At 36.1% G+C, this 26,717-nt stretch carries 26 protein-coding genes; 10 read left to right on the plus strand and 16 right to left on the minus strand.

Annotated elements, in window-relative coordinates; all coding sequences use genetic code 11:
• Positions 1 to 7 precede the first annotated feature (7 nt).
• The 4 genes from AC3WV0_RS03410 to AC3WV0_RS03425 all read right to left on the minus strand — a co-directional run bounded on the left by AC3WV0_RS03410 (position 8) and on the right by AC3WV0_RS03425 (position 3,173).
• On the minus strand, positions 8 to 457 hold the full coding sequence (locus AC3WV0_RS03410) for a MarR family winged helix-turn-helix transcriptional regulator (protein WP_089999290.1): 450 nt from the start codon (positions 455 to 457) through the stop codon (positions 8 to 10).
• Positions 458 to 621: 164 nt separating this feature from the next.
• Positions 622 to 1,542, minus strand: coding sequence for an ABC transporter ATP-binding protein (locus AC3WV0_RS03415; RefSeq protein ID WP_488844009.1), 921 nt, complete (start codon positions 1,540 to 1,542; stop codon positions 622 to 624).
• Between the two features lie 91 nt (positions 1,543 to 1,633).
• Complete coding sequence (locus tag AC3WV0_RS03420; RefSeq protein ID WP_488844011.1) at positions 1,634 to 2,605, minus strand: iron chelate uptake ABC transporter family permease subunit; 972 nt, start codon at positions 2,603 to 2,605, stop codon at positions 1,634 to 1,636.
• Positions 2,606 to 2,618: 13 nt separating this feature from the next.
• Positions 2,619 to 3,173 (minus strand): TlpA family protein disulfide reductase, encoded by a 555-nt coding sequence (locus AC3WV0_RS03425; RefSeq protein WP_488844012.1) that lies wholly within the window; start codon positions 3,171 to 3,173, stop codon positions 2,619 to 2,621.
• Between the two features lie 28 nt (positions 3,174 to 3,201).
• On the opposite strand from AC3WV0_RS03425, the gene AC3WV0_RS03430 reads away from it, so the two are divergent.
• Together AC3WV0_RS03430 and AC3WV0_RS03435 are read left to right on the plus strand one after the other, a co-directional pair.
• Positions 3,202 to 4,326 (plus strand): flavin reductase family protein, encoded by a 1,125-nt coding sequence (locus tag AC3WV0_RS03430; protein WP_488844014.1) that lies wholly within the window; start codon positions 3,202 to 3,204, stop codon positions 4,324 to 4,326.
• Entirely contained in the window at positions 4,323 to 4,940 is a 618-nt protein-coding gene (locus AC3WV0_RS03435) for a SanA/YdcF family protein (protein WP_488844016.1), read from the plus strand. Before AC3WV0_RS03430 ends, AC3WV0_RS03435 begins: the two co-directional genes overlap by 4 nt.
• On the opposite strand, the gene tamL is transcribed toward AC3WV0_RS03435, so the two are convergent.
• Positions 4,937 to 7,534, minus strand: a complete 2,598-nt coding sequence (gene tamL, locus AC3WV0_RS03440) for a translocation and assembly module lipoprotein TamL (protein ID WP_488844018.1) — start codon at positions 7,532 to 7,534, stop codon at positions 4,937 to 4,939. The two genes, AC3WV0_RS03435 and tamL, sit on opposite strands and share 4 nt — an antisense overlap.
• Between tamL and AC3WV0_RS03445 the strand changes: the two genes are divergently transcribed.
• Entirely contained in the window at positions 7,520 to 8,251 is a 732-nt protein-coding gene (locus AC3WV0_RS03445) for a TrmH family RNA methyltransferase (protein WP_488844020.1), read from the plus strand. The two genes, tamL and AC3WV0_RS03445, sit on opposite strands and share 15 nt — an antisense overlap.
• A 66-nt stretch (positions 8,252 to 8,317) precedes the next feature.
• Here the strand turns inward: AC3WV0_RS03445 and AC3WV0_RS03450 are convergent, their stop codons facing one another.
• From AC3WV0_RS03450 to porQ, 5 genes are all read right to left on the minus strand, one after another.
• Positions 8,318 to 8,815 carry a phosphoribosyl-ATP pyrophosphatase gene (locus AC3WV0_RS03450; protein ID WP_488844022.1) on the minus strand — a complete coding sequence of 166 codons (498 nt, stop codon included), beginning with the start codon at positions 8,813 to 8,815 and terminating at the stop codon, positions 8,318 to 8,320.
• Between the two features lie 3 nt (positions 8,816 to 8,818).
• The gene (locus AC3WV0_RS03455; RefSeq protein WP_488844024.1) at positions 8,819 to 9,127 is read right to left on the minus strand and encodes a phage holin family protein; all 309 of its coding nucleotides are present in this window, start codon (positions 9,125 to 9,127) and stop codon (positions 8,819 to 8,821) included.
• A gap of 79 nt (positions 9,128 to 9,206) precedes the next feature.
• Positions 9,207 to 9,554, minus strand: a complete 348-nt coding sequence (locus AC3WV0_RS03460) for a YtxH domain-containing protein (protein ID WP_488844025.1) — start codon at positions 9,552 to 9,554, stop codon at positions 9,207 to 9,209.
• A 95-nt stretch (positions 9,555 to 9,649) separates the two neighbouring features.
• Positions 9,650 to 10,324: a (d)CMP kinase gene (gene cmk, locus AC3WV0_RS03465; protein WP_488844027.1), complete on the minus strand. Its 675-nt coding sequence runs from the start codon at positions 10,322 to 10,324 to the stop codon at positions 9,650 to 9,652.
• 165 nt (positions 10,325 to 10,489) lie between these two features.
• Positions 10,490 to 11,482, minus strand: coding sequence for a type IX secretion system protein PorQ (porQ, locus tag AC3WV0_RS03470; RefSeq protein WP_488844029.1), 993 nt, complete (start codon positions 11,480 to 11,482; stop codon positions 10,490 to 10,492).
• 469 nt (positions 11,483 to 11,951) lie between these two features.
• Between porQ and pyrH the strand changes: the two genes are divergently transcribed.
• Positions 11,952 to 12,659: a UMP kinase gene (pyrH, locus tag AC3WV0_RS03475; RefSeq protein ID WP_089855827.1), complete on the plus strand. Its 708-nt coding sequence runs from the start codon at positions 11,952 to 11,954 to the stop codon at positions 12,657 to 12,659.
• Between the two features lie 131 nt (positions 12,660 to 12,790).
• Positions 12,791 to 13,345 carry a ribosome recycling factor gene (gene frr / locus AC3WV0_RS03480; protein WP_488844031.1) on the plus strand — a complete coding sequence of 185 codons (555 nt, stop codon included), beginning with the start codon at positions 12,791 to 12,793 and terminating at the stop codon, positions 13,343 to 13,345.
• Positions 13,346 to 13,393: 48 nt separating this feature from the next.
• On the opposite strand, the gene AC3WV0_RS03485 is transcribed toward frr, so the two are convergent.
• From AC3WV0_RS03485 to AC3WV0_RS03500, 4 genes are all read right to left on the minus strand, one after another.
• The gene (locus tag AC3WV0_RS03485; RefSeq protein ID WP_488844032.1) at positions 13,394 to 14,032 is read right to left on the minus strand and encodes a hypothetical protein; all 639 of its coding nucleotides are present in this window, start codon (positions 14,030 to 14,032) and stop codon (positions 13,394 to 13,396) included.
• 110 nt (positions 14,033 to 14,142) lie between these two features.
• A complete protein-coding gene (locus tag AC3WV0_RS03490) occupies positions 14,143 to 15,603 on the minus strand; it encodes an LptF/LptG family permease (protein ID WP_488844034.1) in 1,461 nt (486 codons plus the stop codon).
• Positions 15,604 to 15,747: 144 nt separating this feature from the next.
• The gene (gene lolA1, locus AC3WV0_RS03495) at positions 15,748 to 16,395 is read right to left on the minus strand and encodes an outer membrane lipoprotein periplasmic chaperone LolA1 (protein WP_488844035.1); all 648 of its coding nucleotides are present in this window, start codon (positions 16,393 to 16,395) and stop codon (positions 15,748 to 15,750) included.
• Between the two features lie 70 nt (positions 16,396 to 16,465).
• Entirely contained in the window at positions 16,466 to 18,985 is a 2,520-nt protein-coding gene (locus tag AC3WV0_RS03500; RefSeq protein WP_488844700.1) for an FtsK/SpoIIIE family DNA translocase, read from the minus strand.
• Between the two features lie 542 nt (positions 18,986 to 19,527).
• On the opposite strand from AC3WV0_RS03500, the gene AC3WV0_RS03505 reads away from it, so the two are divergent.
• The 4 genes from AC3WV0_RS03505 to AC3WV0_RS03520 all read left to right on the plus strand — a co-directional run bounded on the left by AC3WV0_RS03505 (position 19,528) and on the right by AC3WV0_RS03520 (position 24,417).
• Positions 19,528 to 22,773, plus strand: a complete 3,246-nt coding sequence (locus AC3WV0_RS03505; protein ID WP_488844036.1) for a cytochrome c biogenesis protein — start codon at positions 19,528 to 19,530, stop codon at positions 22,771 to 22,773.
• 190 nt (positions 22,774 to 22,963) lie between these two features.
• On the plus strand, positions 22,964 to 23,830 hold the full coding sequence (locus tag AC3WV0_RS03510) for an SPFH domain-containing protein (protein WP_488844038.1): 867 nt from the start codon (positions 22,964 to 22,966) through the stop codon (positions 23,828 to 23,830).
• Positions 23,831 to 23,876: 46 nt separating this feature from the next.
• Positions 23,877 to 24,065: a type II toxin-antitoxin system antitoxin gene (locus AC3WV0_RS03515; RefSeq protein WP_488844040.1), complete on the plus strand. Its 189-nt coding sequence runs from the start codon at positions 23,877 to 23,879 to the stop codon at positions 24,063 to 24,065.
• Positions 24,066 to 24,120: 55 nt separating this feature from the next.
• The gene (locus AC3WV0_RS03520; RefSeq protein WP_488844042.1) at positions 24,121 to 24,417 is read left to right on the plus strand and encodes a hypothetical protein; all 297 of its coding nucleotides are present in this window, start codon (positions 24,121 to 24,123) and stop codon (positions 24,415 to 24,417) included.
• On the opposite strand, the gene AC3WV0_RS03525 is transcribed toward AC3WV0_RS03520, so the two are convergent.
• Together AC3WV0_RS03525 and AC3WV0_RS03530 are read right to left on the minus strand one after the other, a co-directional pair.
• The gene (locus tag AC3WV0_RS03525) at positions 24,397 to 24,603 is read right to left on the minus strand and encodes a hypothetical protein (RefSeq protein ID WP_488844044.1); all 207 of its coding nucleotides are present in this window, start codon (positions 24,601 to 24,603) and stop codon (positions 24,397 to 24,399) included. The two genes, AC3WV0_RS03520 and AC3WV0_RS03525, sit on opposite strands and share 21 nt — an antisense overlap.
• Before the next feature lie 199 nt (positions 24,604 to 24,802).
• Positions 24,803 to 24,952 carry a histidine kinase gene (locus tag AC3WV0_RS03530; protein ID WP_090000945.1) on the minus strand — a complete coding sequence of 50 codons (150 nt, stop codon included), beginning with the start codon at positions 24,950 to 24,952 and terminating at the stop codon, positions 24,803 to 24,805.
• Between the two features lie 137 nt (positions 24,953 to 25,089).
• On the opposite strand from AC3WV0_RS03530, the gene amaB reads away from it, so the two are divergent.
• Entirely contained in the window at positions 25,090 to 26,640 is a 1,551-nt protein-coding gene (gene amaB / locus AC3WV0_RS03535) for an L-piperidine-6-carboxylate dehydrogenase (protein ID WP_488844047.1), read from the plus strand.
• Positions 26,641 to 26,717 lie beyond the last annotated feature (77 nt).

Consider the following 26,717-nt stretch of genomic DNA (forward strand, 5'->3'; position numbering starts at 1 on the left):
TGTTATATTATTTTCTGTTGTTTAAATCTGTAGCGATTTTCATAATTTCATTCATCACTTCTTTAAAAGTCTCTAACTTTTCAGGAGCTATTTTTTCCATGATTTTTTTGTTGAAATTCACAACCACTTCTTTGGACATATTTCTTGAGTGCAATCCTTTATCAGTAAGTTTTATGATAACTTCGCGTTTATCGGTTGTTGTTTTTTCTTTGTAGATATATCCGTTATCTTCAAGCAGCTTGATAATTCTTGTCAAAGAGGTAGGTTCGATAGCCATTTTAGGACCTAAGTTTGTACTTCGGGTTCCTTCTTTAGGATCTATTTTAAGGAGGGTAAGCGCCTGAACAGCTGTAGAATCATGTTCCTGAGCCATTTCCGTATACATCTTGGAAACAGCCAGCCAGGTTTGCTTCAAAATTAAGTCAACGTTTTCTATTTTCTCTTTCTTGTTATCCATCATTTTCAATATCGAGGTTTATCCAAATTTAGCAAATATTATGCATGCATAATATTTATTTACGTTAAAATTTGTTAATTTCCTGAAAATAAAATGATTAATTGATATGACAAGCATAATACTATGCATGCATAATATATTAAAACAATAAAGAAAGTAGAATATTAGTATATTTTTTTTAACAGATTAATTATTTCTTCAAAAGATTCACATTGGTATTTATGTTTAAAATCTGAAATAATCCAATAGTCATTAAACTCAAAAGTAAGGGAAGAGAGATCTTTGGGGAAGTTTTTCTGCAATAAGGAAAAAAGCATTTCCCTGTAAACGTACGGCGCTGCAATTTTCGGAGGAACAAAATTTTCATTGATCTTAAAAAGAGTCGCATTTGTAAGTTCTTTGTGTTGTAATAAGACATCTTCCACAATTCCGTTATATAACTGGTGGTCTTTAACATACCATATTTTATCTGCAAACTCTTTGGCAAGTCTCCAGTCGTGTGAAGAAAAAAGAATCAGCTTATGATGTTCTTTGGCTAATTTTCTTAAAACCTTCAGAATGGTGATCTTATTCTTCTCATCTAAATGGGTTGTCGGCTCATCCAAAATAATCACCGGAGAATTTTGAGTTATGGCCCTTCCGATAAAAGCTTTCTGAAGATTTCCATCTGAGAGATTTTTAAGAGGCGTATTTTTATATTGAGTTAATCCCAATTCTTCAATAATAGATGTAACTTCCTCACGGTCTTCTTTTTTTAGGGTAAAATAAAAAGGATAGTATATATATTTTCCTAACGAAATCAGATCTTCAACAGTATAATTTTGCGGAATTACTGATTTTGAAAATACAACAGCAATATTTTCTGCCATTTCTTTAACTGAAAAATCTCTGATATTTTTGCCATGAATGAAAATCTCACCTTTCAGAAGCGGAATCTGATGCAGGATTGATTTAATTAAAGTTGTTTTACCTACGCCGTTATTACCAATTAAAAGGCAAACTTCACCTAAATTCAGATTTGCATCTGCATTTGAGATCAAGGTTTTGTTGTAACCAATATTAGCTTGTTTTATTTGTAGGTGCATTTTCTTTTATTTTCCAGCAGACTCACTGTTTTATTATAGATTTATTTTCTTATTTGATTTATGTTAAAAGATCATTTGACTCATTCACCATCTACACTTTATTCTGCCTTAAAAGCATCACCAGAATTACCGGAATTCCAAAAATAGAGCTTATCACATTGATAGGAATCTGTGTTTTCTCGGCTATGATCGAAAATATAAGCATAACACACATCCCCAACAGCATATTCAAAATCCATTGTTGCCAAAGTTTTGAAGGATTATAGATTAGCCTGCAAAAATGAGGTATTATAATCCCAATAAATAACACAGGCCCCATAAATGCCGTAACAGATGCGGATAAAAGGGAAGAGGATACAATAATCAGAATTTTCAGCTGATTCAAATTAACTCCTAGACTTTGTGCATAGGATACACCCAAAGAATTTCCGATCAAAGGTTTTATACTTTTAAAACAAGCGAATAGACCGATCAATACCAATACAAAAAGTATATAAATCTGGTTCCGGCTTACCAGATTATTGGCACCGAAAGACCATAAGATATAGTTTTTCAGACTTTGATTTTCTGCATAAAACTGAAGCAAAGAGACAACAGCACCGGCCAAAGCCGAAACCAAAAATCCAAAGATCACCAGATAAGATTTATCCTGAAAACGGTTTGATATCGAGAGTAACAGAAACATCAGAAGCAAGCCTCCTGTAATTGAAGATAAACTTAAAAATGTATTCTGAAGAAAATCAGGAAGTGAAATACCGTAGGAAAAAAAGATATAAAAAGCCACCGAAAGGCTTGCCACGGAAGTAATACCTAAAATATCCGGTCCGGCAAGCGGATTTTGGAAATATTCCTGCATCAGAAATCCGGAAGTCGGAATAGAGATCCCAGCCAGTAGCATCACCAGAATACGATTAACACGAATTTCAGCGATAAGACTTTGCGAAGTTTCCGTAAAAAAATCCTGAAATTTTAAACTTAAAAATCCTGTATTCAGATTAATAACTGCTGCTAATAGAATAGCAAGAAATAAAACCAAACACAGGATCCTAAATTTATCTGACATAAAGTCTGACGTTTTATTTTAAAAGAGAATTGATTTTTTCATTGAGCTGCTCTTCGCTCATCATCCCTAAAGTCTCGTCAGTTTTATCACCTTTTCTCATATAAGTAAACGGAATTGCACTACCATCCCATTTTTTAAAATTGGCAGCGAAAAAATCTCCCTGTAAAGACTGTCCATCCAGCAATACTGTATTGCTTCGGATTCCCTGTTCATCAACAAATTGAGGAACTTTTGTATTCCAGTCTTCTTTATTATCAACACTCACAAAGGTAATTTTAACAGGCTTTCCGTTGAGTTCCTGAATTTTATTTTTAAAGTGAGGGATTTCCTTTACACAAGGGCCGCACCATGTTGCAAAGAAATTGGTAATATATAGCGTATCGTTCTTTTTCCCTAAAAGTTCAGAAGCCTGCTGTGGACTAAACATTGCTAATGCTGCCTTAGGCTCAGAATTTTCCGTAGTAGCAACAGAATCTGTCTCCGGCTGGCTGTCTTCCGTTTTTGTGCTTTCTTTCTTACAGCTTACAAGAGATACCAGGAAAAGCGTTGATAAGATTATCTTTTTCATTATTTTTTATTTATTTTTGAATTGAAGTATGAAACAACAAATCTATAAAGGGAAACTTACACAGTTTCATTGGCTAAAAATAACGAAAAAGGAAGAACTGACCAAAAATATTTTCGCTCTGGAATTTGAAATTCCTGCGCACCTGAAGGAGAATTTTAAGTTTGATGCAGGTCAGTTTGTGAGTATACAATTTCAGTCTCATGGTGAGGACGTAATCAAAGACTATTCGATGACTTCGGCTCCTTATGAAGAAAAGATCGCTTTAGGAATAAAAATGAACTCGCCTGAAGGAGATGCTTCAGAATTATTCAGAAATTATAGTGTTGGCGATAAATTATTAGTCAGCGAGCCCAGCGGAAGGTTTACTCTTATTTCAAAACCGAGTGAATTCAGAACGATCGTTGGCTTCGCTGCAGGGATAGGAATTACGCCAATTTTAAGCCATTTTAAAAATATCCTTCACAATGAGCCAAGAACAAGACTTTTCCTGTTTTTCAGCAATAAAACCGGTGAAGATCTCATCTATCGTGAGCAGTTTGACAATCTTGCCAGGAACTGTGGCGAAAGGCTTCAGATCTTTTACTTTTTTACACAGGAAAAAACATCAAACAGTTTTTTTCAAGGTAGACTTGATGATAAAAAACTACATCTTATTATTAATCAGATTCTTCACTTAGACGATACCGATGAAGAATCGACCATTTGGGATGCGGTGGATGAAGTCCTGATCTGCGGAAAAGGAGATATGATCAAAACGCTTGCAAATGCATGCTATCATCACGGAATTCCGAAGAAAAATATTCATTTTGAACTTTTTGAGGAATATAATGACGATATTTATCCTGTGGAAAAAGAATTTCCGCTGATTGAAAATATTGATATTGAATTTAAAATGCTCGGAAAGCAATATTTTACGGAATTACCGGATAATAAAGAGAAGATTTTACAGCAACTGTTAATTCAAAAGTTTGCCGTTCCTTATTCATGTAAATCAGGCATATGCGGAAGCTGTGAATGTATTCTTGAAGAAGGAGAAGTTGATTTGCTGGAGAATGAATATTTAACGGAAAAAGAAGAAGAAAAAGGACATATCCTGGCCTGCATGTCTATTGCAAAAAGCAGGAAAATAAAGCTTAACTTTGATCTTAGTTGAGAATAATAAAAAACATATTTAACCTGATCTCTATATCAACGGAAATTCTGATTCTGCTGATATGTCTCGCCAATGCCTGGGTTTTTGCGTTAACGGATGGAAGAACATACAACAAAATATCCAAAATTCCACCTAGGGAAGTGGCATTGGTATTAGGGACTTCACCAAAGATGCGATCCGGATCATCAAATCCGTATTTTACAAAGAGGATGGATGCCGCCGCATTACTTTATCATCATGGAAAAATCAAAAAAATTCTTGTAAGCGGGGAAAAAAGCAAAGGATACGATGAGCCTGCTGCCATGAAAAATTACCTCATTTACCAGGAAGGAGTACCGGAAGAGATTATCATGGAGGACCCAAAAGGATTCAATACTTACCGGAGTATTCTCAGATGCAAGGATGTGTATAGAAAAGACAATGTCATCATTGTATCTCAAGGTTTTCATAATCTCCGGGCTTTATTGTTTGCCAGAAATAACAATATGAATGCGCTGGGATTTGACGCCCAAGACGTTACCAAGCCTGAAAGCTACTACAGAAACCAGTTCAGGGAAATATTGGCCCGAACAGTTGCTGTAGTATATTTTGCTTTGGGAATTTCACCTGATTAGAAAGGATATCCGAATGCGATATTTAAAGTAGGCTTGAATGGCTGGAAGTATTTCAGTCTCCATCGGTCACCTTCAGGTTTATTTGGATCATATATTTTATAAGCAAGATCAAGTCTCAGGGTGATATAGGCGATATTTACCCTTAATCCGAATCCGCTGCCGACACCGACCTGCTTTAGGAATTTATTAAATTTAAACTCATCGCCGGAACCGTCACTCGTGCTTTTCAACGCCCAGATATTACCGATATCTGTGAAAAGCGCTCCTTCATAAGTATCATTAAAAGGAACTCTGAATTCAACATTGGTGGTGAGTTTCATGTTTTCTGTCATGTACGTACGAACTCTTTCATCAATCTGTGAATCTGCCGGACCTAACCCTCCAAAAGGAACCCATGCCCTGATATCATTCGCTCCACCATTAAAATACGATCTGATGACTGGCATGCTGGAAGAGTTGCCGTACGGAATACCCAACCCTACGAATTGGCGGAGAACAAGTGTATTATTATTAAATTTAAAGTATTTTCTTATATCGAAATCAAATTTCACAAACTGAGCATACGGGACTCCGAATATCGTTCTTTCCGGGCTCGTCAAAACCCCACCATCATTTCTTTTCTGATTGAATATGCTGAATATATTTCCCGCAAGCTCTACTTTACCATTAAAATAAAATGAGTTGGGATACTCCTTTTTCCCGATTTCATTATAAACGAAATTATAAATAAAGGAAGAAATTAAAACATCCTGGGTCTGGCGGTCTTTGTTAATCAACGAACCTACAAACGCAATGTATCGGTCGGCACCCTGCTGATTAAGCCCGGCAGTATATTCGAGATCTCGCGTGATAAGCCTTGAAACTTCATCTATTGTAAGCTTTCCGGCACTAAAATCCTGAGCTACAGAAGGTTTAAAGGCAAAATAATCATCAAAAATTTCACTTCTGATCGCTTCATCATTTACGAAATAATCATAGTAGGCGTCTTTATTTTTTGTTAAACTCAGCTGGGTATTGAATAAGGTAAGCCTGTGAGAAACTTTATCATTTACCGTTGCCAAATAATTTAAACCCGTATTAAAGTTTACCCTTCCCAAACCGATATTGTTCTGAACCGAAGCTCCCAATACGATTGATGAAGTAGGGCTGTACCTTTTTGGAAGTAATTTGTAATAATCGAATGGCAACAGCAATCTCGGGAAGTTCAGCGATGCCTGGGCCGAAATTTCGTAGGCCAGAACACGGCTGCTGATATCTTTAGTACTTCTTATTGATCCAAATGTTCCTGAAAGACTCGTCGAAAGGTTTTCCGCACCACCAAAAACGTTCCTGGTAGTAAGATCTGCCGAAGGCGAAACACCAAGGTTAAGCAATTGTGAATAATTAACATCCGTTCCTAATTTAAGTTCATATTTAGGAAGAGGTTTAAGTACATACATTACGTCTATAATACTGTCATTGGGAGCCGTTCCTCCGCCGTGTCTTAAAGAATCCCGTGATTTAAGAATACTGAAATTGTTCATAGCCAACAGGTTTCTTCTCGTAAGATCAAACTTTTTCTGATCATAGACCTGTTTGTTTCCAATGGTAATAGCACGCCACAAAGCCCTGGAATCATATTGATTATTAACCTTATGAAACCGAATTCCTCTTAAACTGTCTTTTGCCGTATTTTTCGGGTAATCCGACATTTCATCTACAATGGCTACATCAATATTTCCTATGGTTGCCACCTTATAAGGCCGGTCGAGGGAATCTTTATGAATTTCAAGGGTTAAAGGTACTTGTTTTCTACTTTTAATTGAATCTGCAACAAAATAGATTTCATCCCCAAGATTATTGAATCTGTAATACCCGTAATCTTTCATCAGGTCGTTGATTCTTGTAACTTCCTTTTCAAGAACCGTCTGATCTAATATTTGACCTTGCTTAATAAGGCTTTCTCTTATTTTCTGCTGGTAAATATTTTTTACGGTAGGATCGGTGATATTATAGTAATATTCTTTAATATAAGTAGGATCTCTGTGGGTAATAAAATACGTAACTGCCGCTTTTTTTGCAGCAGAGTCCAGATCATGTTTAAATTTAACTTCAGCATCCCAATATCCACGGTAGGTGAGTCTTTTTTCTATTGATTCAGCACTTTTTTCAGTTTTCGTCTGATCAAGAATCACCGGCGCCGAACCCCAGTTGTGATACAACCTGTCAAAGAACAGGCTTTTTCCTACACTGCTCTTCATATTATATTTAATGAAAAGAGAATCTCTTAATTTCTGATTTCTCAATTCATTAGGATAGGTCATATATTCATTCAGAAGAGTGTCATATTTAGGATTTGCAGCATTATACAGCCATAAGCTGAGCGGCATAAAAAGAAACTGTCTTTTATTGGGTTTTTGCTGTACATAGTTTTTTAGTTCACTGTCGAAAGGAGCTTTTTTATCTTCGAACTCAAAATTATTGCTTACGAGCAGATATTCCCCATCAGGAACCTTTTTAGTGGTACTACAAGCATAAAGGAGACCTACAAATGTTGCAAATGATATAATTTTATAATATTTTTGAGGAGAATTCTTATAATGCTTACAGCTCATACAATAAAAATTTTACAATCTTTGGATAAAAAGAAGTTCAGGCAAAAATACAATTTGTTTTTGGTTGAAGGTAATAAAACGATCAATGAACTTTTTAATTCTAACTTTAAAATTAAAGAAATATTTTCTACCGATCCGCAAAAATTGGACCGTGCGAACGTTCCTGTAACACATATTTCTGAAAATGAGTTAAAAAAAATAAGTTTCCTGCAACATCCGAAAGATTCTGTGGCTGTCTGCTATCTCAATGAAGAGAAAAAATTATCCGACCAGAATTTACAGCTTGTTCTTGATGGTATTCAGGATCCCGGAAATATGGGGACAATTATACGTCTTGCAGACTGGTTCGGGATTGAACAGATTATCTGCAGCAAAGATACCGTGGATTTTTACAATCCTAAAGTAATTATGTCCAGTATGGGATCGTTTACGAGGGTCAATATTGTTTATGAAGATCTGACAAATTATCTTTTAAATACAAAAAACATTAATATAGGAACAGATATGGAAGGGGAGAATATTTATTCGTTTGAAAGACCTGAAAGAATGAATCTTATCCTGGGAAATGAAGGCAATGGAATGCGCCCTGAAACTGAAAAACTTTTGCAGAAAAGTGTTATGATCCCCAGATTCGGAAAATCTCAGTCAACAGAAAGTCTCAATGTTTCTATAGCTGCCGGTATTATTTTAGGACAATTGTTCGGAGTGAGAGAGTAATAGGGTTTGAGAGTGGGAGAGTCTTAGAGTATAGAATGATTAAATAAAACACTCCCACTCTCGAACTCAGATAAGCTGTTCCATGCTTGAAACACTTTGGTTTTTCTGGTAATTCTCAAGTTTTTTTCGGATAAATCTAAGCGCAATCGGTGCAAGATAGATCAATGCGACACCTGCCACTTTTCTTTTCCAGTTTGAGCTTTTAAGACTTTTCCGCGCATAATTTCCTACAATGGCAGTTACCCCAAGCTTGATTAAGGTATCTACGGCATCTCCTTTAAAAGCAGAGCTGGCAATGCCCATTGCTGTATTCTTGTTGATAAGTGCATCTTTTATTTCAGAAGTGATCTGTTTGGCAATAACGTCTTTTCTCAATACGACTTTTTCATCACCGTCTTCATCTACTTTTTCCTGCAGATACTGATCTGTCAAACCATTGGTGAATGCACTCAAACTTTCTTTTGTATTTTTGAACGTAAGAAGATCTTCAAGCCCTTCGATTTCCTGTTTCAAGAGTTTTTTCTTTCTTCTTAATTCTTCTAAGCTTTCATACTTTCTGCCCATAGTTTAATGATTTAAAAATTTAATAACCTGATCTGCCACATAATTTACGAGTCTCTTCTTAAATATCATAAGAACCATCATTATTACAAAGTAAAATGCGGCTACAATAAGAAATCCGTATGAACTGTTTCCCAGTGCTTTCCCAATGAGAAATGCGATCCCAAAGTTGAACAGGATAATGAAAAAACCAAAGGCAACCAACATTAAAATAAGATAGGTAATAACTCCGGCTGAAAGCGAAGATTTTTCCGTCGCCTCAATTTTCAGCAGGTCAATTCTTTTCGATGCGTATTCTTTAATAGTTTCAATCATTGTTTTTCTTTAAAGTTACAAAAAAAGGAACTTTCGTTTATAAAGTTCCTTTCATAATTTACCTAAAAAAATAAATTATTTATTGTTTTAGATCATTCAGTTCAGATTCTACATTTTTTACTACATCTGCAGTTTTTGAAACAATCTGATCTTTGTATTTATCGTATCCGTCTTTCACAGTGTGAGCTACGTTATTCGCTGTCTCTTTAAAAGTAGAAGAAATACTGCTGTATTGATCTTTCACCTTTTCTGAAACTTCTCCGTACTTATTTTTAGCCTGATCTTTCAGATCATTTGCTTTATCTTTAATTTTTTTTCTGGTTTCTTTACCTTCTTCCGGAGCATAAAGCATTCCTAAAATTACACCCGCTGCAGCACCTGCAAGAAGCCCTGCCAAAATACCCGCTGTATTGTTTTTCTTAGACATTTTTCGTTTTTTTTAATAGTTAATAATACTAGTTTTACTTGCTTAGTATTTGTACAATTAATATACCAAAGGAGGCATTGGTCTATTAAAAATTGTTAAAAATTTTTGATATATAAAAGAATACTATCAATTGTTTCTTCCTTGGAAAGATCTGTATTATCGATGACAATAGCATCATCTGCCTGTCTCAACGGTGCTATTTCCCGCTCGCTATCAATCTTATCCCGTATAATAAGGTTTTCTTTTACCTGGTCTTCGTGGGCTTCAATACCGAGAGAAAGGAGTTCCTTGTATCGTCTTTTAGTTCTTTCTTCAATGCTCGCTGTCAGGAAAAACTTATAGTCCGCATTTGGCAGAACTACTGTCCCTATGTCACGTCCGTCCATGATGATACCCCCTTTTTCTGCCAGTGAACGTTGAGACTGCAGAAGAAAATCCCTTACTTCTTTCTGTTTTGCGACAAAGCTTACATTTTCTGACACTTCATTTGTCCTTATTGCCTTGGAAATATCAATATGATTCAGAAAAAGAATCAATTCTCCATTATCATTTTTAAATTCAAGCTCGATCTGACCGAATGAGGAAAACAATTCTTCAAGATTAATTGACCCATTTTCATTAATACAATTCTGAAGTGCAAACCAGGTAACACCCCTGTAAAGCGCACCTGTATCAAGGTGGATAAGCCCGAGCTTTTCGGCAATGATTTTAGATATTGAACTTTTTCCGGTAGACGAGTACCCATCGATTGCTATTACAGGTTTTTTCATACCGCAAATTTCCAGATTTTTTCTTAAAAATCAAGAAAACTTGGCAGATTTTATTGTCACACCACTTTATCATTTATAGAATATGCTTTATAATCAGTAAGTAAACAAAAATCCCCGAATATTATTCAGGGATTCATTATTATTATTTAAGGTAAACAGAACAATCTATTCTCCTGCATGGCTTACAAGATCTATTGAAACACCAATCTGGTTGACATTTGAAGAGTTATGATAGCGTACATGCGCGTAATCGATACGGAATCGTGATAATTTAATACCAAAACCTGCAGAAAGACCTGAGAAATTCCGTTGATCTGCTACGGCAAGTTCATTTCCTCGTTTCACATTATACCCAAGCCTGATGTTAAATCCTTTTTCCGGGAACAATTCGGCGCCCAGGGAGAAATGGTCTGCGATTTTTCGTCCTACATTGACTTCCTGGCCATTGACATTATATTGAGAAGAAATATTGAATTCCTGAAGGTCGTGCGCTGTAATGGTAATCGCTAACGGAATTGCCTTTAAAATTCTTGTATATCCTAAATCTACTCTGAAAGGAAGATTTTCACGGGTTCCGTTAAAAGATTTAAACTGATAACCAAAATTTCTGAATACCAGAGAAGCAGTTTCTTTGTTCTTTTTGTTGTGATAAGTAATTCCCGCATTTCCTGAAATGGCGGAAGAAGTATAATTGTCGATTTTGGACGTGATAAAATTCAATCCGCCACCGATGGTCCAATCTTCCTCAAACTGATAGGCATATCCTGCGCCGATAGCGACATCAGAAGCTTTGAAAGATCCGTTTTCAAAACCGCTTTCATCTGTTCTGGGAATGTCTCCATAGCTCATGTAGCGCGCATTAATCGTCGCCATATGCCCGTTTTCAAAATCTTTAGCATACGCTATTGTTCCATATTTGGAATCTGCAAGATATGCTGTTGCATTCACAGAAAGCTGATTATCAGAATCTCTGTTCAGCAAGGAAGGGTTTGCAATAGCAAAGGAAACATCATGATCTCTTACGGAAATAGCATCTCCACCCAATGCAGCCTGTCTTGCAGATACAGGAATATTGAGAAACGGATAAACGTTTGTTCCTGTTTGCGCATAAGAAACAACTCCTGACAGAAATAATGAAAAAATGACAATTTTCTTCAATTCAGTTTATTATTAATGCAAAAATAATCCTTTTTCGTACTTTTCAAAATATTTATCGTATTATTTATAGGTAAATATTCAACTTTTGTAAAATTACTTGTCTATCATAATAAAAGGTTCTGTTATTTCTCTGTTCTTGTCACACTGTTCGTGGATACTTCCGAAGATTGAATTAATGTAATCAACCCTCAGCCCCGATCGCAGCATTTGTTTGAGCTCATTTTTTCAGCATTCGACGCGGCGGCTCCGCCGCGTCGAATGCTGAAAAAATAGCGAGTGCGGAGAGCGGGAAATTGCTCCCTATAAAAATAAATATTCCTTTTCGATGTTATCAAATTGCTCCCATAAATCAGCTTATCACGCAAGATTTAAAAATTTAATCCAGAATTAAAAATCAACCTTATTAATGATTATATTTGCAAAGTCAAATTTCTGACAAACCAACAAATAAAGTTATTTAAAAATAAAGATGAAATATAAAAGAATCCTTCTGAAACTTAGCGGTGAGGCCTTAATGGGAAACAGACAATATGGTATTGATAATGACAGGCTTCAGGAATACGCAGCTGAGATCAAAAAAGTAGTAGACAAAGGCTGTGAGGTTGCCATTGTTATTGGAGGAGGAAATATTTTCCGTGGTGTGGCTGGAGCTGCAAAAGGAATGGACAGGGTGCAGGGTGATTATATGGGAATGCTTGCGACGGTAATCAACGGAATGGCACTTCAGGGTGCGTTGGAAGATGCCGGAATCAAAACAAGACTTCAATCTGCCATTGAAATGGACAAAGTAGCGGAACCTTTCATCAAAAGAAGAGCGGTAAGACATCTTGAAAAGGGTAGAGTAGTAATTTTCGGAGCGGGGACGGGAAATCCTTATTTCACAACGGATACTGCGGCAACTTTGAGAGCTATTGAAATTGGAGCAGATGTTATTTTAAAAGGAACAAGAGTAGACGGAATTTATGACAGCGATCCTGAAAAAAATGTAAACGCCGTAAAATATAATTCATTATCTTTCGACGAGGTTTATGCTAAAAACCTTAAAGTGATGGATATGACTGCATTTACCTTAAGTCACGAGAACAAACTTCCGATCATTGTTTTTGATATGAACAAAGACGGAAATCTTGAAAAAATAGTTGACGGGGAAAATGTTGGTACTTTAGTTGATTTGTAAAGTAAGAACCAAGTAAAAAGTAAAAAGAGCTAAGTAAAGTGATGGTATAAAGTTCTATAAATATGACTTTTAACTTGTTTTCTTTAACTTAAATCTTCAAAATGTGTAACTTATCAAATTTTTATTATATAATGGAAGAACTAGATCTTATAGTAGAGTCTGTACAACACGATATGGAAGCGGCTGTTAGGCACCTGGATCATGCATTTCAGAGAATCAGAGCGGGACGTGCGTCAACGAATATGGTTCAGGATGTAATGGTAGAATATTACGGGGCAATGACTCCTATCAACCAGGTGGCGAATGTTTCTGTTCCGGATGCCATGACGATTTCTATTCAACCTTGGGATGCTAAAGCAATTAATGATATTGAGAAAGCGATTATTAATTCAAATCTTGGCTTTGCTCCTTCCAACAATGGAGTGAATATTATTCTTAATGTCCCGCCATTAACGGAAGAAAGAAGAAGAGAACTGGCAAAACAGGCAAAATCTGAAACTGAAGATACGAAAGTGGTAATAAGAAACGCCAGACAAAATGGTCTGAAAGAACTTAAAAAACTTGAAGGCGTATCTGAAGACATCATTAAAGGCATCGAAGCTGATATACAGGTTCTTACGGATAAGTATGTGAAAATTTGTGATGAACACCTGAAAGTAAAAGAAGCTGAAATTATGAAAGTATAAGTTTTCAGTTTTTAAAATAATAAAGCGGCTCTTGAGGCCGCTTTTGCTTTATAAACAATCAATATTATCCTTTTTATCTTTATTTTTAATAATCAATTTATATTTCTTCATAAACTCTGATATATCACACTTTGTCTCCTTATTGGCAATGGTATTAGGATCCTGATTATTTCCTTGGGATCGTATGGAATAATTTTTCTCAAAACACTGGACCGCTTTATCATTTAAAATATAAATTCTTTTTTCTTTTATATCATCTTTCGTTGCAGGTTTTTCAGGGGTACCTCCATCCTCGAAGTTCCAGACCGTTTCTTCATTAAAAATAAAGAATACCTGATCATCTTTTACAAAATACTTTGTTGAAGAAGAAAAATGACTGTGCTCGGCATAGAAATCCTTAACCATTTTTAGTTTTTTGTTCTGGAAATAAAAGGTGACTTCACCTTCTCTCTCTTCACAATTGTAATTGAATGTGGTTGAATCTAGTTTTTTCGCATTAATTAAACTGCTGATTACCGTATATTCATTTTTAATATCAGCTATCGTTTTTATAGAATCGTTTTTAGCTGTTGTTACAGAGTCGCTTTTCAGAATATCCGCTGAATCGTTATTTTGTGACTTTTCCGGGCGTTCTTTGTTACAGGAAACAATAAAGAGCAAGCTTAAACTTATCAGTGTAATTTTCATATGTATTGATTTGGCGATTTCAGTATAACAAAAAATGTGCTATTGAATATTCGGCATACATATTATAACAAAAAACATCCGGAAATTCCGGATGTCCTAAGCAGTGTAAATTACTGGTATCTTTTATGTTCTTCTTTTTTCACAAATAATCTGGTTATTGGCTTAAAGAATGCTTTGTATTTTTCTGCGTCAAACAGCTGAGAGTCCGTAAGTGCTTTATAGGTCATCCATATTCCAAAAGGGAAGAGTACCAAATTAGGAATCCAGGCGGCAAGATAGGGATCTATTTTCCCGGACCAAGCCATGTTCTCAACTCCCACATTAATGACATAAAATATAATAAAGATCACAATTGCAATAATCACGGGAAGCCCCATTCCTCCTTTTCTAATAATAGATCCTAAACTTGAACCTATCAGGAAGAAAATGATGCAGGTAAATGAATAGGTAACAATTCTCTGCTGATAAATTACAACTTTACTATAATATTTTACCCCGGGATCAATTTCATTATTTTTTGCTTCTAAGGTACTTTTAAGATTGTCTAACCTGCTGTAAGCATTATTAATGATCTCAAGTCTTTTCTCACTTTTTACGGTATCGAGCTTTATATTCTGCTTGGGTTTTGCTTTCGATCTGTTCTGCTTTGCATCCATGTAAGACATTACAGAATTGGTCTGATTCAGTACATCATTATTAATGTTGGTGAAAAATTTATCATTATCCTTTTTTGTCTGATCAATGGTTTTATTTAGCTGATTAAAAGTCTGGAAACGGTAATCATCCGTGATTTTCTCTTCCTCAATAGCCTTATTAATAATCTCGCTCACGTCAAAGTGTGAAGTCAGAGAATCAAATTTAATAGCCTGATCGGGCTGTTTCAAACGGACATTCTCAGCTTTGCCGGCAAAATTGTCCTCATAAACATATCCGTTATAAAGAATGAGTTTAAGATAATTTTTGTTTGCAGCAGGAACAAACTTTCCCTTTTCTGCTACAATAGATTGCTGATTGTCAAAAGTTGTTGCTTTTTTATGAATAAAAACCCCATCAATGTTTTCTCCGTTCTCACCGGTAATCTTATCAAATTTCACCATATAACCGGGTATCTGATCAATAAACTGTCCGGGCGTAAAGTTAAGTGCAGGTTTTGTCTGCGCAATATTGAAAAGCATATTTTTCGCCTTTCGCTGAAAATCCGGGATAATATTGTTGGAAAAAAAATAAAGCATGATCGACAGGATCGTTGTCACACCCAACAAGGGAACCATTACTCTTGTCAGGGAAATTCCTGCTGCTTTCATGGCTGCAAGTTCATACCGTTCGCCAAATTCTCCGAAAGACATGATGCTCGCCAACAGAATCGTAAGCGGCAATACCATACTGATCACACTTACCCCAAGATAGAACAGCAGCTTCAGGATCTGAAAAGTGCTGAGTCCTTTTCCCATAAACTGCCCCAGCTGAACCCAGATGATATTCACAATAAATATGAAAAACAGTACGCTGAATATAAAGAAAAACGGTCCGAAGAAAGTTTTTATGATATATCGGTCTAGTATTTTTAACATTTGCCAAAATTAATGAAAAAGCCACAAAGTTTCCTTTGCAGCTTTTATATTTTATGAAATTTTTATAATACGTAATATTATAAGTCTGTTAAACCTTAAACTGTTTATAGAAAGCTTTCGGTTTGCATATTAGAGATTTAAAAATTAAAGTTCTGTAATCAGATAATTTTTGTATTTATTCTTATCAAAAACAAACATTCCAGGATCCAGATTTTGGTTTTCTTTGTATTCTTTAATGGCAATTACCGCAACATCTTTGTTATTACCGTGCTGCTCAAGCTTTACCATTTGTTTTTTTGCCGAATCAACGAAAAGATAAACATATTGTATTCCATTAGCTTTTACAGGAGTCAGCTTTATAAAATCAGTGCTTACACCATTTACATTTTTCTTACCGTTGTAGATCACGTTGTAGTCATTTCTATACGTGGAAAGATAGTTGATAGGGGAGAACATAGAGCTGCTTCCATTAGGCTTTGCAACCGTTACTTCCATATCTTCCGTATTGACGTTGTAAATTTTGCTTCCGTCGAAAATCTGCTCGGTTTCCATGATCTTTAATTTGTACTTATCACCGGCAGCATAGTAAATTCCAGGTTCCGTTTTTGAAACCTGTCCGTTGGTTCCTGTTCCGAATGAGAATTTAAAATAAGTATTCTTTTTTGAATTATAGTTCGCCGTAATATCATCTAATATTTTTTTAGCTTTAGCATCAATTTTCTGAGCGTTCGTAATTCCTACAGCTCCCACAACCATACTGCTTACTATAATTTTTGAAATAATATTTTTCATTTTTATTTAAATCTTTTAATCTTTAGACATTTTCAAATCCTAAAAGTTAAACCGTACTACGGTTTATTCTTTAGCTGCGCAGGTCTTCCAAAAACTGTTCCAAAGAATGAAGATCACTGATCAGCACTTCTCTTGCTTTTGCCCCATTGAATCCTCCTACAATTCCGCTTGCTTCCAGCTGGTCCATAATTCTTCCTGCTCTGTTATATCCAAGTTTTAATTGTCTTTGAAGCATTGAAGTAGAGCCCTGTTGAGTAGAAACAATGATTCTTGCCGCTTCTTCAAACAAAGCATCTTTTTCATTAGGGTCGAAAGCGCCAACACTGCTGGCAGAATCTTCAGAAACGTATTCAGGCAGAATAAATGCAGAGGCATATCCTTTCTGCTCACCAATATATTCAGCCAGCCTTTCTACCTCCGGAGTATCTACAAATGCACATTGAAGCCTTAAAATTTCATTTCCGTTAAAATAAAGCATATCTCCTTTACCAATCAGCTGATCTGCTCCGGGAGAATCAAGAATCGTTCTTGAATCTACACTTGAAATTACCCTGAAGGCTGCTCTGGCAGGGAAGTTTGCTTTAATCATACCTGTAATAACGTTTACAGATGGCCTTTGTGTCGCAACAATCAGGTGGATTCCCACTGCTCTGGCTAACTGTGCCAATCGTGCAATCGGCAGTTCCACTTCTTTTCCGGCCGTCATGATCAGATCTGCAAACTCATCAACTACCAAAACGATGTAAGGCAGGTATCGATGCCCGTTTTCAGGATTCAGTTTTCGTTCTGCAAATTTTTTATTGTATTCCTTTAAATTTTTACAGAATGCATTTTTAAGCAGATCATATCTCGTGTCCATTTCGATACAAAGAGAATTCAGCGTATTGATCACTTTATTGGTATCTGTGATGATCGCTTCTTCAGCATCCGGAAGTTTTGCCAGATAATGTCTTTCGATTTTTGAATATAATGATAGTTCCACTTTTTTAGGATCCACCATAACGAATTTCAGCTCGCTCGGATGTTTCTTATAAAGGAGTGAAGTTAAGATCGCATTAATACCCACCGATTTACCTTGCCCCGTAGCACCCGCCATCAGCAAGTGAGGCATTTTTGAAAGATCGGCCATGAAAATTTCATTGGATATCGTTTTCCCGAAAACCACCGGAAGATCCATATCTGTATTCTGAAACTTCTGAGAAGCAATCACAGAACGCATCGAAACCATCGTAGGATTTTTCCTCGGAACCTCAATACCGATCGTGCCTTTACCCGGCATCGGAGCAATTATACGGATTCCCAAAGCGGAAAGGTTCAGGGCAATATCGTCCTGAAGCTTTTTAATAGCTGCAACACGAATTCCAGCCTCTGGAACGATTTCATACAAGGTTACTGTCGGGCCAATTGTTGCTTTAATTTCGGCAATTCCTACATTAAAGTTTTTCAGTAATCCGACAATTTTATTTTTATTTTCTTCTAATTCTTCCTTGTTAATGGAGATTTCTTCATTGCCATAATCTTTAAGAAGATCAACCGTCGGCATCTGGAAATTGGCAAGATCCAGCTTATGATCATAAAGTCCATGTTTTTCAACCAGTTCCTGAGATTTTCTGTCAGAATCGTCCAGAATATCAATTACAGGAGCTACTTCCACTTTGAACTTAATATCATCTTCTGTTGCAACTGCTGTAGAAGTTATCGGTTTTATATCAAAAGCCTGTTCAGGGGTTGAAACAGGAACTGACGGCTTTGGATTTAAATTCAAATGCAACGACTGTGAAAAATCATTTTTATCATCGTCAAAAGAAGTTTTATTTGGTGTTATGATCGTTTCAACCTCTGATGTTGCTAGAATTTCAATGGGTTCAGTATCTTTTTTAGATTGTACAGTTTCCGTAACCGTAATTTTAGACGAATTGATCTCTGTACTTTGTGCTTCTTCAATAAGCTCATCATCTGCCTCAAAATTTTCGTCAGAATTCGGCATCATGGATTTTACTCTGCCAATCGTGTTTTCATTAATCTCATTTAACCTTGATTTAATGGAGCTCGGACGAAGATTAAATTCTAAGATAAAATATAAAGCGATACTGGACACCAAAACAAGCCAAAGTCCTACCGTACCGATAATCGCATTCAGGGAATCCATGATCTGATAACCGTATACTCCGCTCAAAACGCCCTGTCCTTTTGTAATGGCACCGAATAAAATTGGAAGCCAGCAGATAAAGAAAAGAGAATGACCAACTGTTTTCCATGGCTTGAACATCTTCTTTTTAAGAATGACCGTACCAAAGACTAAAAATAAAAACGCAATGATAAATGACGCCACGCCAATACTTTCGAAAATAAAAATATTACCAAGCCAGTCGCCCAGTTTACCAAACAGGTTGGAAGATTTTATGCTTTTGTCGAGCATGGTTCCTGCCTGGCTCTGATCTGCTTTCCAATTCATGAGATAAGAAACGAAAGAGAAGGTAAGAACGATGGAAAAAAGAATGAATGTGAGCCCGAAGAACACTCTCGGCTTCGATAAAAATTTGCCTTTTTCAGGCGATTCCTGTTGTTTTTTTTGCGTGTTTTTATCCATAATATATTGTGGCAAATTTAATGTTTTTAGGCATTAAAAAAGCGTGTTTGCTTAAAAAGAAATTTTAATTTTTAGACGGAAAATTATTAATCGATTTGTTGTTTTCGAATACTAAAATATTTAAAATAATTTAAAAACGGTTTATTTTTTTTATCTGATTATTTCAAAAAACATGTTCACAATAGCTTAAAAAAATCTTCGGTTTTTATTCTTTTGAGAACTTTAAATATTCTAATCAATGCTTTAAGATTATCTTTTGTGGTTATATAAAAAGTTTAAACAAACTTAAAGATAAAATCAGTTTTAAAGGCCTTTTTTTCTTAATAACTCCAATTAATTTATATACATATCCTGTTAAAGTGATAATCTTCAGTAAATTCAGAATAAATCAGCTGAAGCTATTAAACTATTCCCAAAGAAAATATTTTTATTAAGAATCTTTAAAAATAACAATTCTGCGGTTTAAAGTGATAAAAAACAGCTTTTTTTAACGTCTTTGTTGTTTATCATCCTTATTTTTGCCTATCAAGTATATATTTATCATGAAGAAGATCCAGGATATTCTTATCTCGACCAGAACAATGGCTGTGTTGTTACTGGTGTACGCATTTGCGATGGCTTATGCAACGTTCCTAGAAAACGATTACGGGACTCCAACAGCAAAAGCATTAATTTATGAAGCATGGTGGTTTGAATTAATCATGTTTCTGCTCATCCTCAATTTTATTGGAAATATCGGAAGATACAGGCTATGGAAAAGAGAGAAATGGCCGGTACTGGTTTTTCACCTTGCCTTTGTGCTGATTTTCATTGGTGGTGCCATCACAAGATACATCAGTTTTGAAGGGACCATGCACATCAGAGAGGGTGAAACCTCTAATGAAATTGTAACAGACAAAAACTTCCTGAAGATTCAGATTGAAGAAAAAGGTGATGTTTTAAATTATCAGGATATTCCTTATTTAATGTCTCCTTTGCACAAAGATCTGCAGGCAACGTATGATTTCCACGGAAAGGAAGTCAAAGTGATCGCAAAAGAATATGTTCAAAGAAAAAAAGACAGTCTTCTGGCTGATCCGAATGGTGCAGAATATCTTCATTTGGTATCCACAGGACAAACAGGAAGACAGAATATTTTCATTAAACCTGGCGAAACGAAATCAATCAACGGAACGCTGGTAACCTTCAACAGACCTATTGAAGGTGCAGTGGAGTTTAAAAATGAAGGCGGAAAACTATTCATCAAAACGCCTGTTGATGCAAGCTATATGACCATGGCAACGCAGGCTACCGGAAATACGAAAAAGGATGAATTTCAGCCATTGGCTTTAAGAAGTTTATATTCAATTAACGAATTGAAACTGGTTGTTCCTGAAGGTCTTAAAAAAGGAAAATTAATGGCTATTGAAGGAGACCGAAAGAAAGATCAGAATGTTCCGGACATGCTGACGGTTGAAATCCAGGGACCGAAAACAAAACAGCTGGTTGATCTTTCCGTTGAAAAAGGAAATCCAAATGCTTACAAACAGGTGACGATGGATGGGTTGAATATCATGATCGGTTTCGGTCCTAAAATTTACAATACGCCTTTTTCCCTTAAACTGGATGATTTCGTGATGGAAACGTATCCCGGAAGTTCGTCTCCGAGTGCATATGAAAGCCACATTAAAATTATTGATGAAGGAAAGCAGACTCCTTTTAAAATCTATATGAATCACGTTTTAAATCATAAAGGCTACCGTTTTTTCCAGTCGAGCTTTGATCCGGACAGAATGGGAACGGTACTTTCCGTAAACCACGATTTCTGGGGAACACTGATTTCTTATATAGGGTACACCTTTTTATTCGGAGGCATGTTCTTCATGTTCTTCTGGAAGGGAACACATTTCTGGAAATTAAATAAAATGCTAAAAGACGTCAATAAAAAAAGAGCAATAACCATACTTTTACTGCTGTTAAGCTTTGGGCTAAACGCTCAGAAAATTGAAACTCACGGTACAACCGACGGAAGCAAAGAGCACACGCATGTCGAAGGGGATGGTCATAATCATGCTCCAGCGTCCGAAATGGTTCAGCCTCAAGGTGCACAGCCATTTACAAAGATGAAAATAGTTTCGGCAGATGAGATTATTGCCAGAAACAAAATAGATAAGGAACATGCCGATAAATTCGGATATCTTCTGGTTCAGAATTTCGAAGGGAGAATTGTACCGATCAATACTCAGGCACTGGATGTTCTGAGAAAGCTTTATAAAAAAGACGAGTTTAAAGGAACAGACGGAAAATCACTGACTGCAAATCAATGGTTTTTATCCGTTAATATCGATACGCCAAGCTGGACAATGGTTCCTATAATTAAAGTAGGAACAAAAGGAGGTGACGAATTGCAGAAAAAAACAAAAGCAAATGATGAAGGATACACTTCTTTAATGAATCTTTTCCCGGCTGATGCCAACGGAAACCTAAGATATATTCTCGAAAGTGATTACAATACGGCATTTCGTAAAAAAGCTTCTGAGCAAACCAATTATGACAAAGAAGTGATCGCAGTCAATGAAAGAGTTCAGATTTTCAACGAATTTTTTAGCGGTCAGTTCATGAGAATCGTTCCTGTGAAAAATGATGCTAACCATACTTGGCATTCATGGCTTGACCAGAAAATGGAACCGGATGTAGAATCCCAGCAGGTAATGGGTCCGTATTTTGCAGAAGTTTTGCAGGCAGAGAAATCAGGGAATTGGTCAAAGGCCGATACACAGTTGGCTAAACTTTCAGACTACCAGCAGAAATGGGGGAAAGCCGTAGTTCCTGCTAAATCAAAAGTGGATCTTGAAGTTTTCATGAATAAAGTAAATATCAATTTCAAATTATTGATTTTCTACACGATAATTGGAGGGCTTCTTCTGATCTTAGGATTTGTAGAATTATTCAGGTCTAATAAAAAATTAAAGAAAATAATCAAAGCGGTTATTGTCGTCGGCGCTGTAGGATATATTTTCCATTTCCTTGGTTTGGTTGCCAGATGGTATATTTCAGGTCACGCACCATGGAGTAATGGCTATGAGGCAATCATTTTCATCTCATGGGTTGGTATTTCAGCAGGATTGTTCCTGTACCGTAATTCAAATGCATTAATTCCGGCTGCAGGATTTATGGTAGCGGTTATCATGATGGGATTTGCGCATGGAGGTTCTGCTCTTGATCCACAGATCACACCTTTGGTTCCTGTATTGAAATCATATTGGCTGATTGTACACGTTGCGATTATCACCTCCAGCTATGGATTCTTCGCACTGTCGATGATTATTGCAGTGATCAGTTTAATATTTTATATCATTTCCAATAAAACTACTCATAGCATTCATCACGATACAACATTGAAGGAGCTGGCTATTGTTTCCGAAATGTCTCTTACAATCGGATTATTTGCACTTACAGTCGGAAACTTTTTAGGAGGAATCTGGGCCAACGAATCATGGGGAAGATACTGGAGCTGGGATCCAAAGGAAACCTGGGCTTTCATTTCAATTATGGTATATGCATTTGTTTTGCACATGAGATTGGTTCCGGGATTAAGAAGCAGATGGGCATTCCACGTGGCAACGATGTTTGCTTTCTGTTCGATGGTGATGACGTATTTTGGGGTAAATTACTACCTGAGCGGACTTCACTCTTATGCAGCGGGAGATCCGGTGCCGGTGCCGGCTTGGGTGTACATCGGACTTGGAACTATGCTGGCATTGGCCATTGCATCTTATGTTAAATTTAAAACTCTGACTAAAAAATAGTTTTTTCAACATATAAAACAGAATCCCGGAAAGTAATTTTCGGGATTTTTATTTTAAGTACAGCAGTAGAACTTTGAATGTATAATCGACTAAAAAACTTTTAATAGAAAATATAAATTATCATTTATTAAATTGAAATTAATTCATATCTTTATGATATCAAAATAATATCAAATTAAAAATTTATATCATGGAAAAAGTTCTAAAGCCAATATCAGGATACCTTACTTTAGTTATATGCCTGGTACTATTCATTGCCTCAGTTTATTTCTTTATCTCAGGAGTCGACTACAGCATTACTTTTGTCGTCATCGCATTGTTATGTTTCATACTTTCCTGTTTCTTTTTAAAAGGACTGATGATCATTCAGCCAAACCATTCACGGGTTCTGAATTTCTTCGGGAAATATGTTGGAACAGTAAAAGAAAACGGATTATTTTTTATTAATCCTTTGTATTCATCACAGAAAATCAGCCTTCGTTCTGAAAACCTTCAGGGACAAACTTTGAAAGTAAATGACAAAATGGGAAATCCAATTGAAATCGCGGTAGTTATCGTCTGGAAAGTTGGCGATACATACAAGGCAGCTTTTGATGTCGAGCGGTATTCTGATTTTGTAAGAATGCAAAGTGAAGCTGCAGTGAGGCATCTGGCAATGAGTTTTCCTTATGACAACCTGGAAGATGATCATGCGCCGATTACCTTAAGAGAAGGCGGAGATAAAATCAATGCTATTCTCGAGCAGGAGCTTACAGAAAGACTTTCAAAAGCAGGTATTATTATCCAGGAAGCCAGAATATCTCATCTTGCTTATGCATCAGAAATTGCAGGAGCAATGCTTCAAAGACAGCAGGCAACAGCAATTGTAGCGGCAAGAACTAAAATCGTGGAAGGAGCAGTAGGAATGGTAGATTTAGCGCTGAAAAAACTCTCTGAAGAAAATATTGTTGAGCTTGATGATGAAAGAAAAGCTGCTATGGTGAGCAATCTGATGGTTGTTCTTTGTGGTGAAAAAGCCGCAACACCAATTTTAAACGCAGGAACCTTATATAATTAATAGATGTAGATATACCAAAATCTTCATTGCATTTAAATAAAGAAAAATGAAATCAGGAAAAGCCCAGAATCCTACAGAAAACAAAGGCAAAAAATCTTTCGTCATAAGGATAGATGAGTCTACGTACAAACTTCTGGAAAAGTGGGCCAATGATGAGTTTAGAAGTGTAAATGGGCAAATTGAATATTTACTCCATCAAAGCCTTACGGATTCGGGCAGGAAAAAGAAACAATAATTTAGTAATAAAATTATATTTTTTTCTTATTTTTGTATAAGATAATTCTCATAATATGATAAATACAGTACTTGAGTTTAAGAAATACCGGGACAGTATTCCGCAACTTATTCAGAATTCTAATTATAAGACAGGATATTTTATCAATCTATTGGGCCTTAAAACCCCAACTTATTATCGCAAGCTTAAAGAAAATTCTTTTTCTATAGAAGAGATTGAATTGCTCACCAAAGCATTATACCCTAAAGAAACACTTTTAATGGAACTTCAGGCTGCGGAAGATGATTATGCAAAGGGCAATGTAAAAGAACATATAGAATTTACGGAAGAACTAAGGCAGGAATTTCTTTAATTTTTCAGGGTTCTGATAATTATTCCAGAAAGAGGCCAGCAGGATTTCATCTTTCTCGGTTAATCGATAGTATAAATAAATTTGTTCTACAATTAAATATTTTCTGTAATGGATATTTTCTTCGTAGGCAGAGCCAATATACGGATTTTGAGAAATGTTCACAACAGCGGTGTCTACAAGCTTCATGAATCTTTTGATTTCTTTTTTAGTTCAGAACTCTTTTAAATAAAGTAAATTATCCTGTAGTTTTTCTGGGCTTTTACGGACCATACTACTTTTTTCATCTAATGTTTTTTCAAAAATATAAAAAAATCAGGAATAGAGAAATACATAATTTATAATAAAATACTTAAACAACAAAAGCAGAGAAATATCTCTGCTTTATTTATTTTATGCAACTTTGAAGCGTATCGGCACCAAAGTAAAATATCACCAGCCATATCAGTCCTTTTATCGTAAAAAAGGCAAATCCTGCCCAGCCAACGCGCTTAAACCACTTCTTCAGTTTCGAATTATTTTCCTGTGAGCTTTCCATTTCTGTGTGTCAAAAGATTACCATACAAATATAAGCATGTTTATAATTAGTCCAAATAAAAAACAAGTTAAAAAAATTTAAATTTTGCAGTTCGCGTAATATTTTTAACTTTAGGGAAAACGAAAAGTAAAATTTTTATGTCTAAAAAAGTAAAAGATTTTGGGATAGAAAAGACGCTCAAAAATCTAGGAATTAAGGATGAAAATAAGGGAACTTCAACAGGCGGAAAATACTTTGCAACGGGGAAAACAATAGAAAGTTATTCTCCGGTAGACGGAAACCTTATTGCTAAAGTTAAAACTTCCGGGGAGTCTGATTACAACAAAGTAATCGAATCCGCAGAAAAAGCTTTTAAACAATTCAGATTGATTCCGGCTCCTAAAAGAGGAGAAATGGTAAGACAGCTGGGCCAGAAACTAAGACTGTACAAAAATGATCTTGGAAAACTGGTCTCTTACGAAATGGGAAAATCTTTACAGGAAGGTTTGGGTGAAGTTCAGGAAATGATCGATATCTGCGACTTTGCCGTGGGAGTATCGAGACAGCTGCACGGGTACACGATGCATTCGGAAAGGCCCGGCCACAGAATGTACGAGCAGTATCACCCACTGGGAATTGTAGGAATTATCACCGCTTTCAATTTTCCGGTAGCCGTATGGTCATGGAACACAGCCTTAGCATGGATCTGCGGAAACGTTACCATCTGGAAACCATCAGAAAAAACTCCGCTATGTGCCATTGCCTGTCAAAATATTATGAATGAAGTTTTAAAGGAAAACAATCTTTCTGAAGGAATTTCCAGTGTTTTGGTAGCAGATCATGAGATCGGGCAAAGACTTGTAGATGACAAAAGAATAGCCTTAGTATCTTTTACAGGTTCTACCAGAGTAGGAAGAATGGTGTCTGCAAATGTCGCCCAAAGATTTGGAAAATCTATTCTGGAACTGGGAGGAAACAATGCCATTATCATCACTCAGGATGCCGACATCAACATGTCAATCATCGGTGCCGTTTTCGGAGCGGTGGGTACGGCAGGACAAAGATGTACTTCTACCAGAAGGCTTATTATCCACGAAAGCGTTTATGATGAAGTGAAAAACAGACTGGTTAAAGCTTACGGACAATTAAAAATCGGTAACCCACTTGATGAATCCAATCATGTCGGACCGTTGATTGACACGGATGCAGTAAACCAATACCAGGAAGCCATCAAAAAATGTAAGAAAGAAGGCGGAAAATTCATCGTTGAAGGGGAAGTATTGAAAGGAAAAGGCTACGAATCCGGATGCTATGTAAAACCATGTATCGCAGAAGTGAAGAATTCTTATGAAATTGTACAGCATGAAACATTTGCGCCAATTTTATATCTTATTAAATATAAAACTTTAGAAGAAGCCATTGCGATTCAGAATGATGTTCCTCAAGGTTTATCATCTGCTATCATGACCCAAAATTTAAGAGAAGCAGAATTATTTCTTTCTCATGCAGGTTCAGATTGCGGTATTGCCAATGTGAATATCGGGACTTCCGGTGCCGAAATCGGTGGTGCATTCGGTGGTGAAAAGGAAACCGGAGGCGGAAGAGAATCAGGTTCGGATGTTTGGAAATATTATATGAGAAGACAGACGAATACCATAAACTATACGACAAATCTTCCTTTAGCGCAAGGGATTAAGTTTGATCTTTAAGCATAAACATTACGAAATTCAGAGATTTTAAAAATTAAAAATTGTCAACTTTAATATGATAATCTCTTTGTTTCTAC

Source organism: Chryseobacterium sp. 27AL (assembly GCF_057815395.1).

Bases quoted from the DNA above. Each gene is read 5' to 3' on its own strand.
- lolA1 (WP_488844035.1), bottom strand. From the start codon at position 16,395: ATGAAAAATATTATTTCAAAAATTATAGTAAGCAGTATGGTTGTGGGA.
- AC3WV0_RS03450 (WP_488844022.1), bottom strand. From the start codon at position 8,815: ATGGGCAGAAAGTATGAAAGCTTAGAAGAATTAAGAAGAAAGAAAAAA.
- AC3WV0_RS03510 (WP_488844038.1), top strand. From the start codon at position 22,964: ATGGAAAAAGTTCTAAAGCCAATATCAGGATACCTTACTTTAGTTATA.
- tamL (WP_488844018.1), bottom strand. From the start codon at position 7,534: ATGAGCTGTAAGCATTATAAGAATTCTCCTCAAAAATATTATAAAATT.
- AC3WV0_RS03515 (WP_488844040.1), top strand. From the start codon at position 23,877: ATGAAATCAGGAAAAGCCCAGAATCCTACAGAAAACAAAGGCAAAAAA.
- AC3WV0_RS03490 (WP_488844034.1), bottom strand. From the start codon at position 15,603: ATGTTAAAAATACTAGACCGATATATCATAAAAACTTTCTTCGGACCG.
- AC3WV0_RS03485 (WP_488844032.1), bottom strand. From the start codon at position 14,032: ATGAAAATTACACTGATAAGTTTAAGCTTGCTCTTTATTGTTTCCTGT.
- AC3WV0_RS03520 (WP_488844042.1), top strand. From the start codon at position 24,121: ATGATAAATACAGTACTTGAGTTTAAGAAATACCGGGACAGTATTCCG.
- frr (WP_488844031.1), top strand. From the start codon at position 12,791: ATGGAAGAACTAGATCTTATAGTAGAGTCTGTACAACACGATATGGAA.
- AC3WV0_RS03500 (WP_488844700.1), bottom strand. From the start codon at position 18,985: ATGGATAAAAACACGCAAAAAAAACAACAGGAATCGCCTGAAAAAGGC.
- AC3WV0_RS03420 (WP_488844011.1), bottom strand. From the start codon at position 2,605: ATGTCAGATAAATTTAGGATCCTGTGTTTGGTTTTATTTCTTGCTATT.
- pyrH (WP_089855827.1), top strand. From the start codon at position 11,952: ATGAAATATAAAAGAATCCTTCTGAAACTTAGCGGTGAGGCCTTAATG.
- amaB (WP_488844047.1), top strand. From the start codon at position 25,090: ATGTCTAAAAAAGTAAAAGATTTTGGGATAGAAAAGACGCTCAAAAAT.
- AC3WV0_RS03415 (WP_488844009.1), bottom strand. From the start codon at position 1,542: ATGCACCTACAAATAAAACAAGCTAATATTGGTTACAACAAAACCTTG.
- AC3WV0_RS03460 (WP_488844025.1), bottom strand. From the start codon at position 9,554: ATGTCTAAGAAAAACAATACAGCGGGTATTTTGGCAGGGCTTCTTGCA.
- AC3WV0_RS03410 (WP_089999290.1), bottom strand. From the start codon at position 457: ATGGATAACAAGAAAGAGAAAATAGAAAACGTTGACTTAATTTTGAAG.
- cmk (WP_488844027.1), bottom strand. From the start codon at position 10,324: ATGAAAAAACCTGTAATAGCAATCGATGGGTACTCGTCTACCGGAAAA.
- AC3WV0_RS03445 (WP_488844020.1), top strand. From the start codon at position 7,520: ATGCTTACAGCTCATACAATAAAAATTTTACAATCTTTGGATAAAAAG.
- AC3WV0_RS03425 (WP_488844012.1), bottom strand. From the start codon at position 3,173: ATGAAAAAGATAATCTTATCAACGCTTTTCCTGGTATCTCTTGTAAGC.
- AC3WV0_RS03530 (WP_090000945.1), bottom strand. From the start codon at position 24,952: ATGGAAAGCTCACAGGAAAATAATTCGAAACTGAAGAAGTGGTTTAAG.
- AC3WV0_RS03525 (WP_488844044.1), bottom strand. From the start codon at position 24,603: ATGAAGCTTGTAGACACCGCTGTTGTGAACATTTCTCAAAATCCGTAT.
- AC3WV0_RS03455 (WP_488844024.1), bottom strand. From the start codon at position 9,127: ATGATTGAAACTATTAAAGAATACGCATCGAAAAGAATTGACCTGCTG.
- AC3WV0_RS03430 (WP_488844014.1), top strand. From the start codon at position 3,202: ATGAAACAACAAATCTATAAAGGGAAACTTACACAGTTTCATTGGCTA.
- AC3WV0_RS03505 (WP_488844036.1), top strand. From the start codon at position 19,528: ATGAAGAAGATCCAGGATATTCTTATCTCGACCAGAACAATGGCTGTG.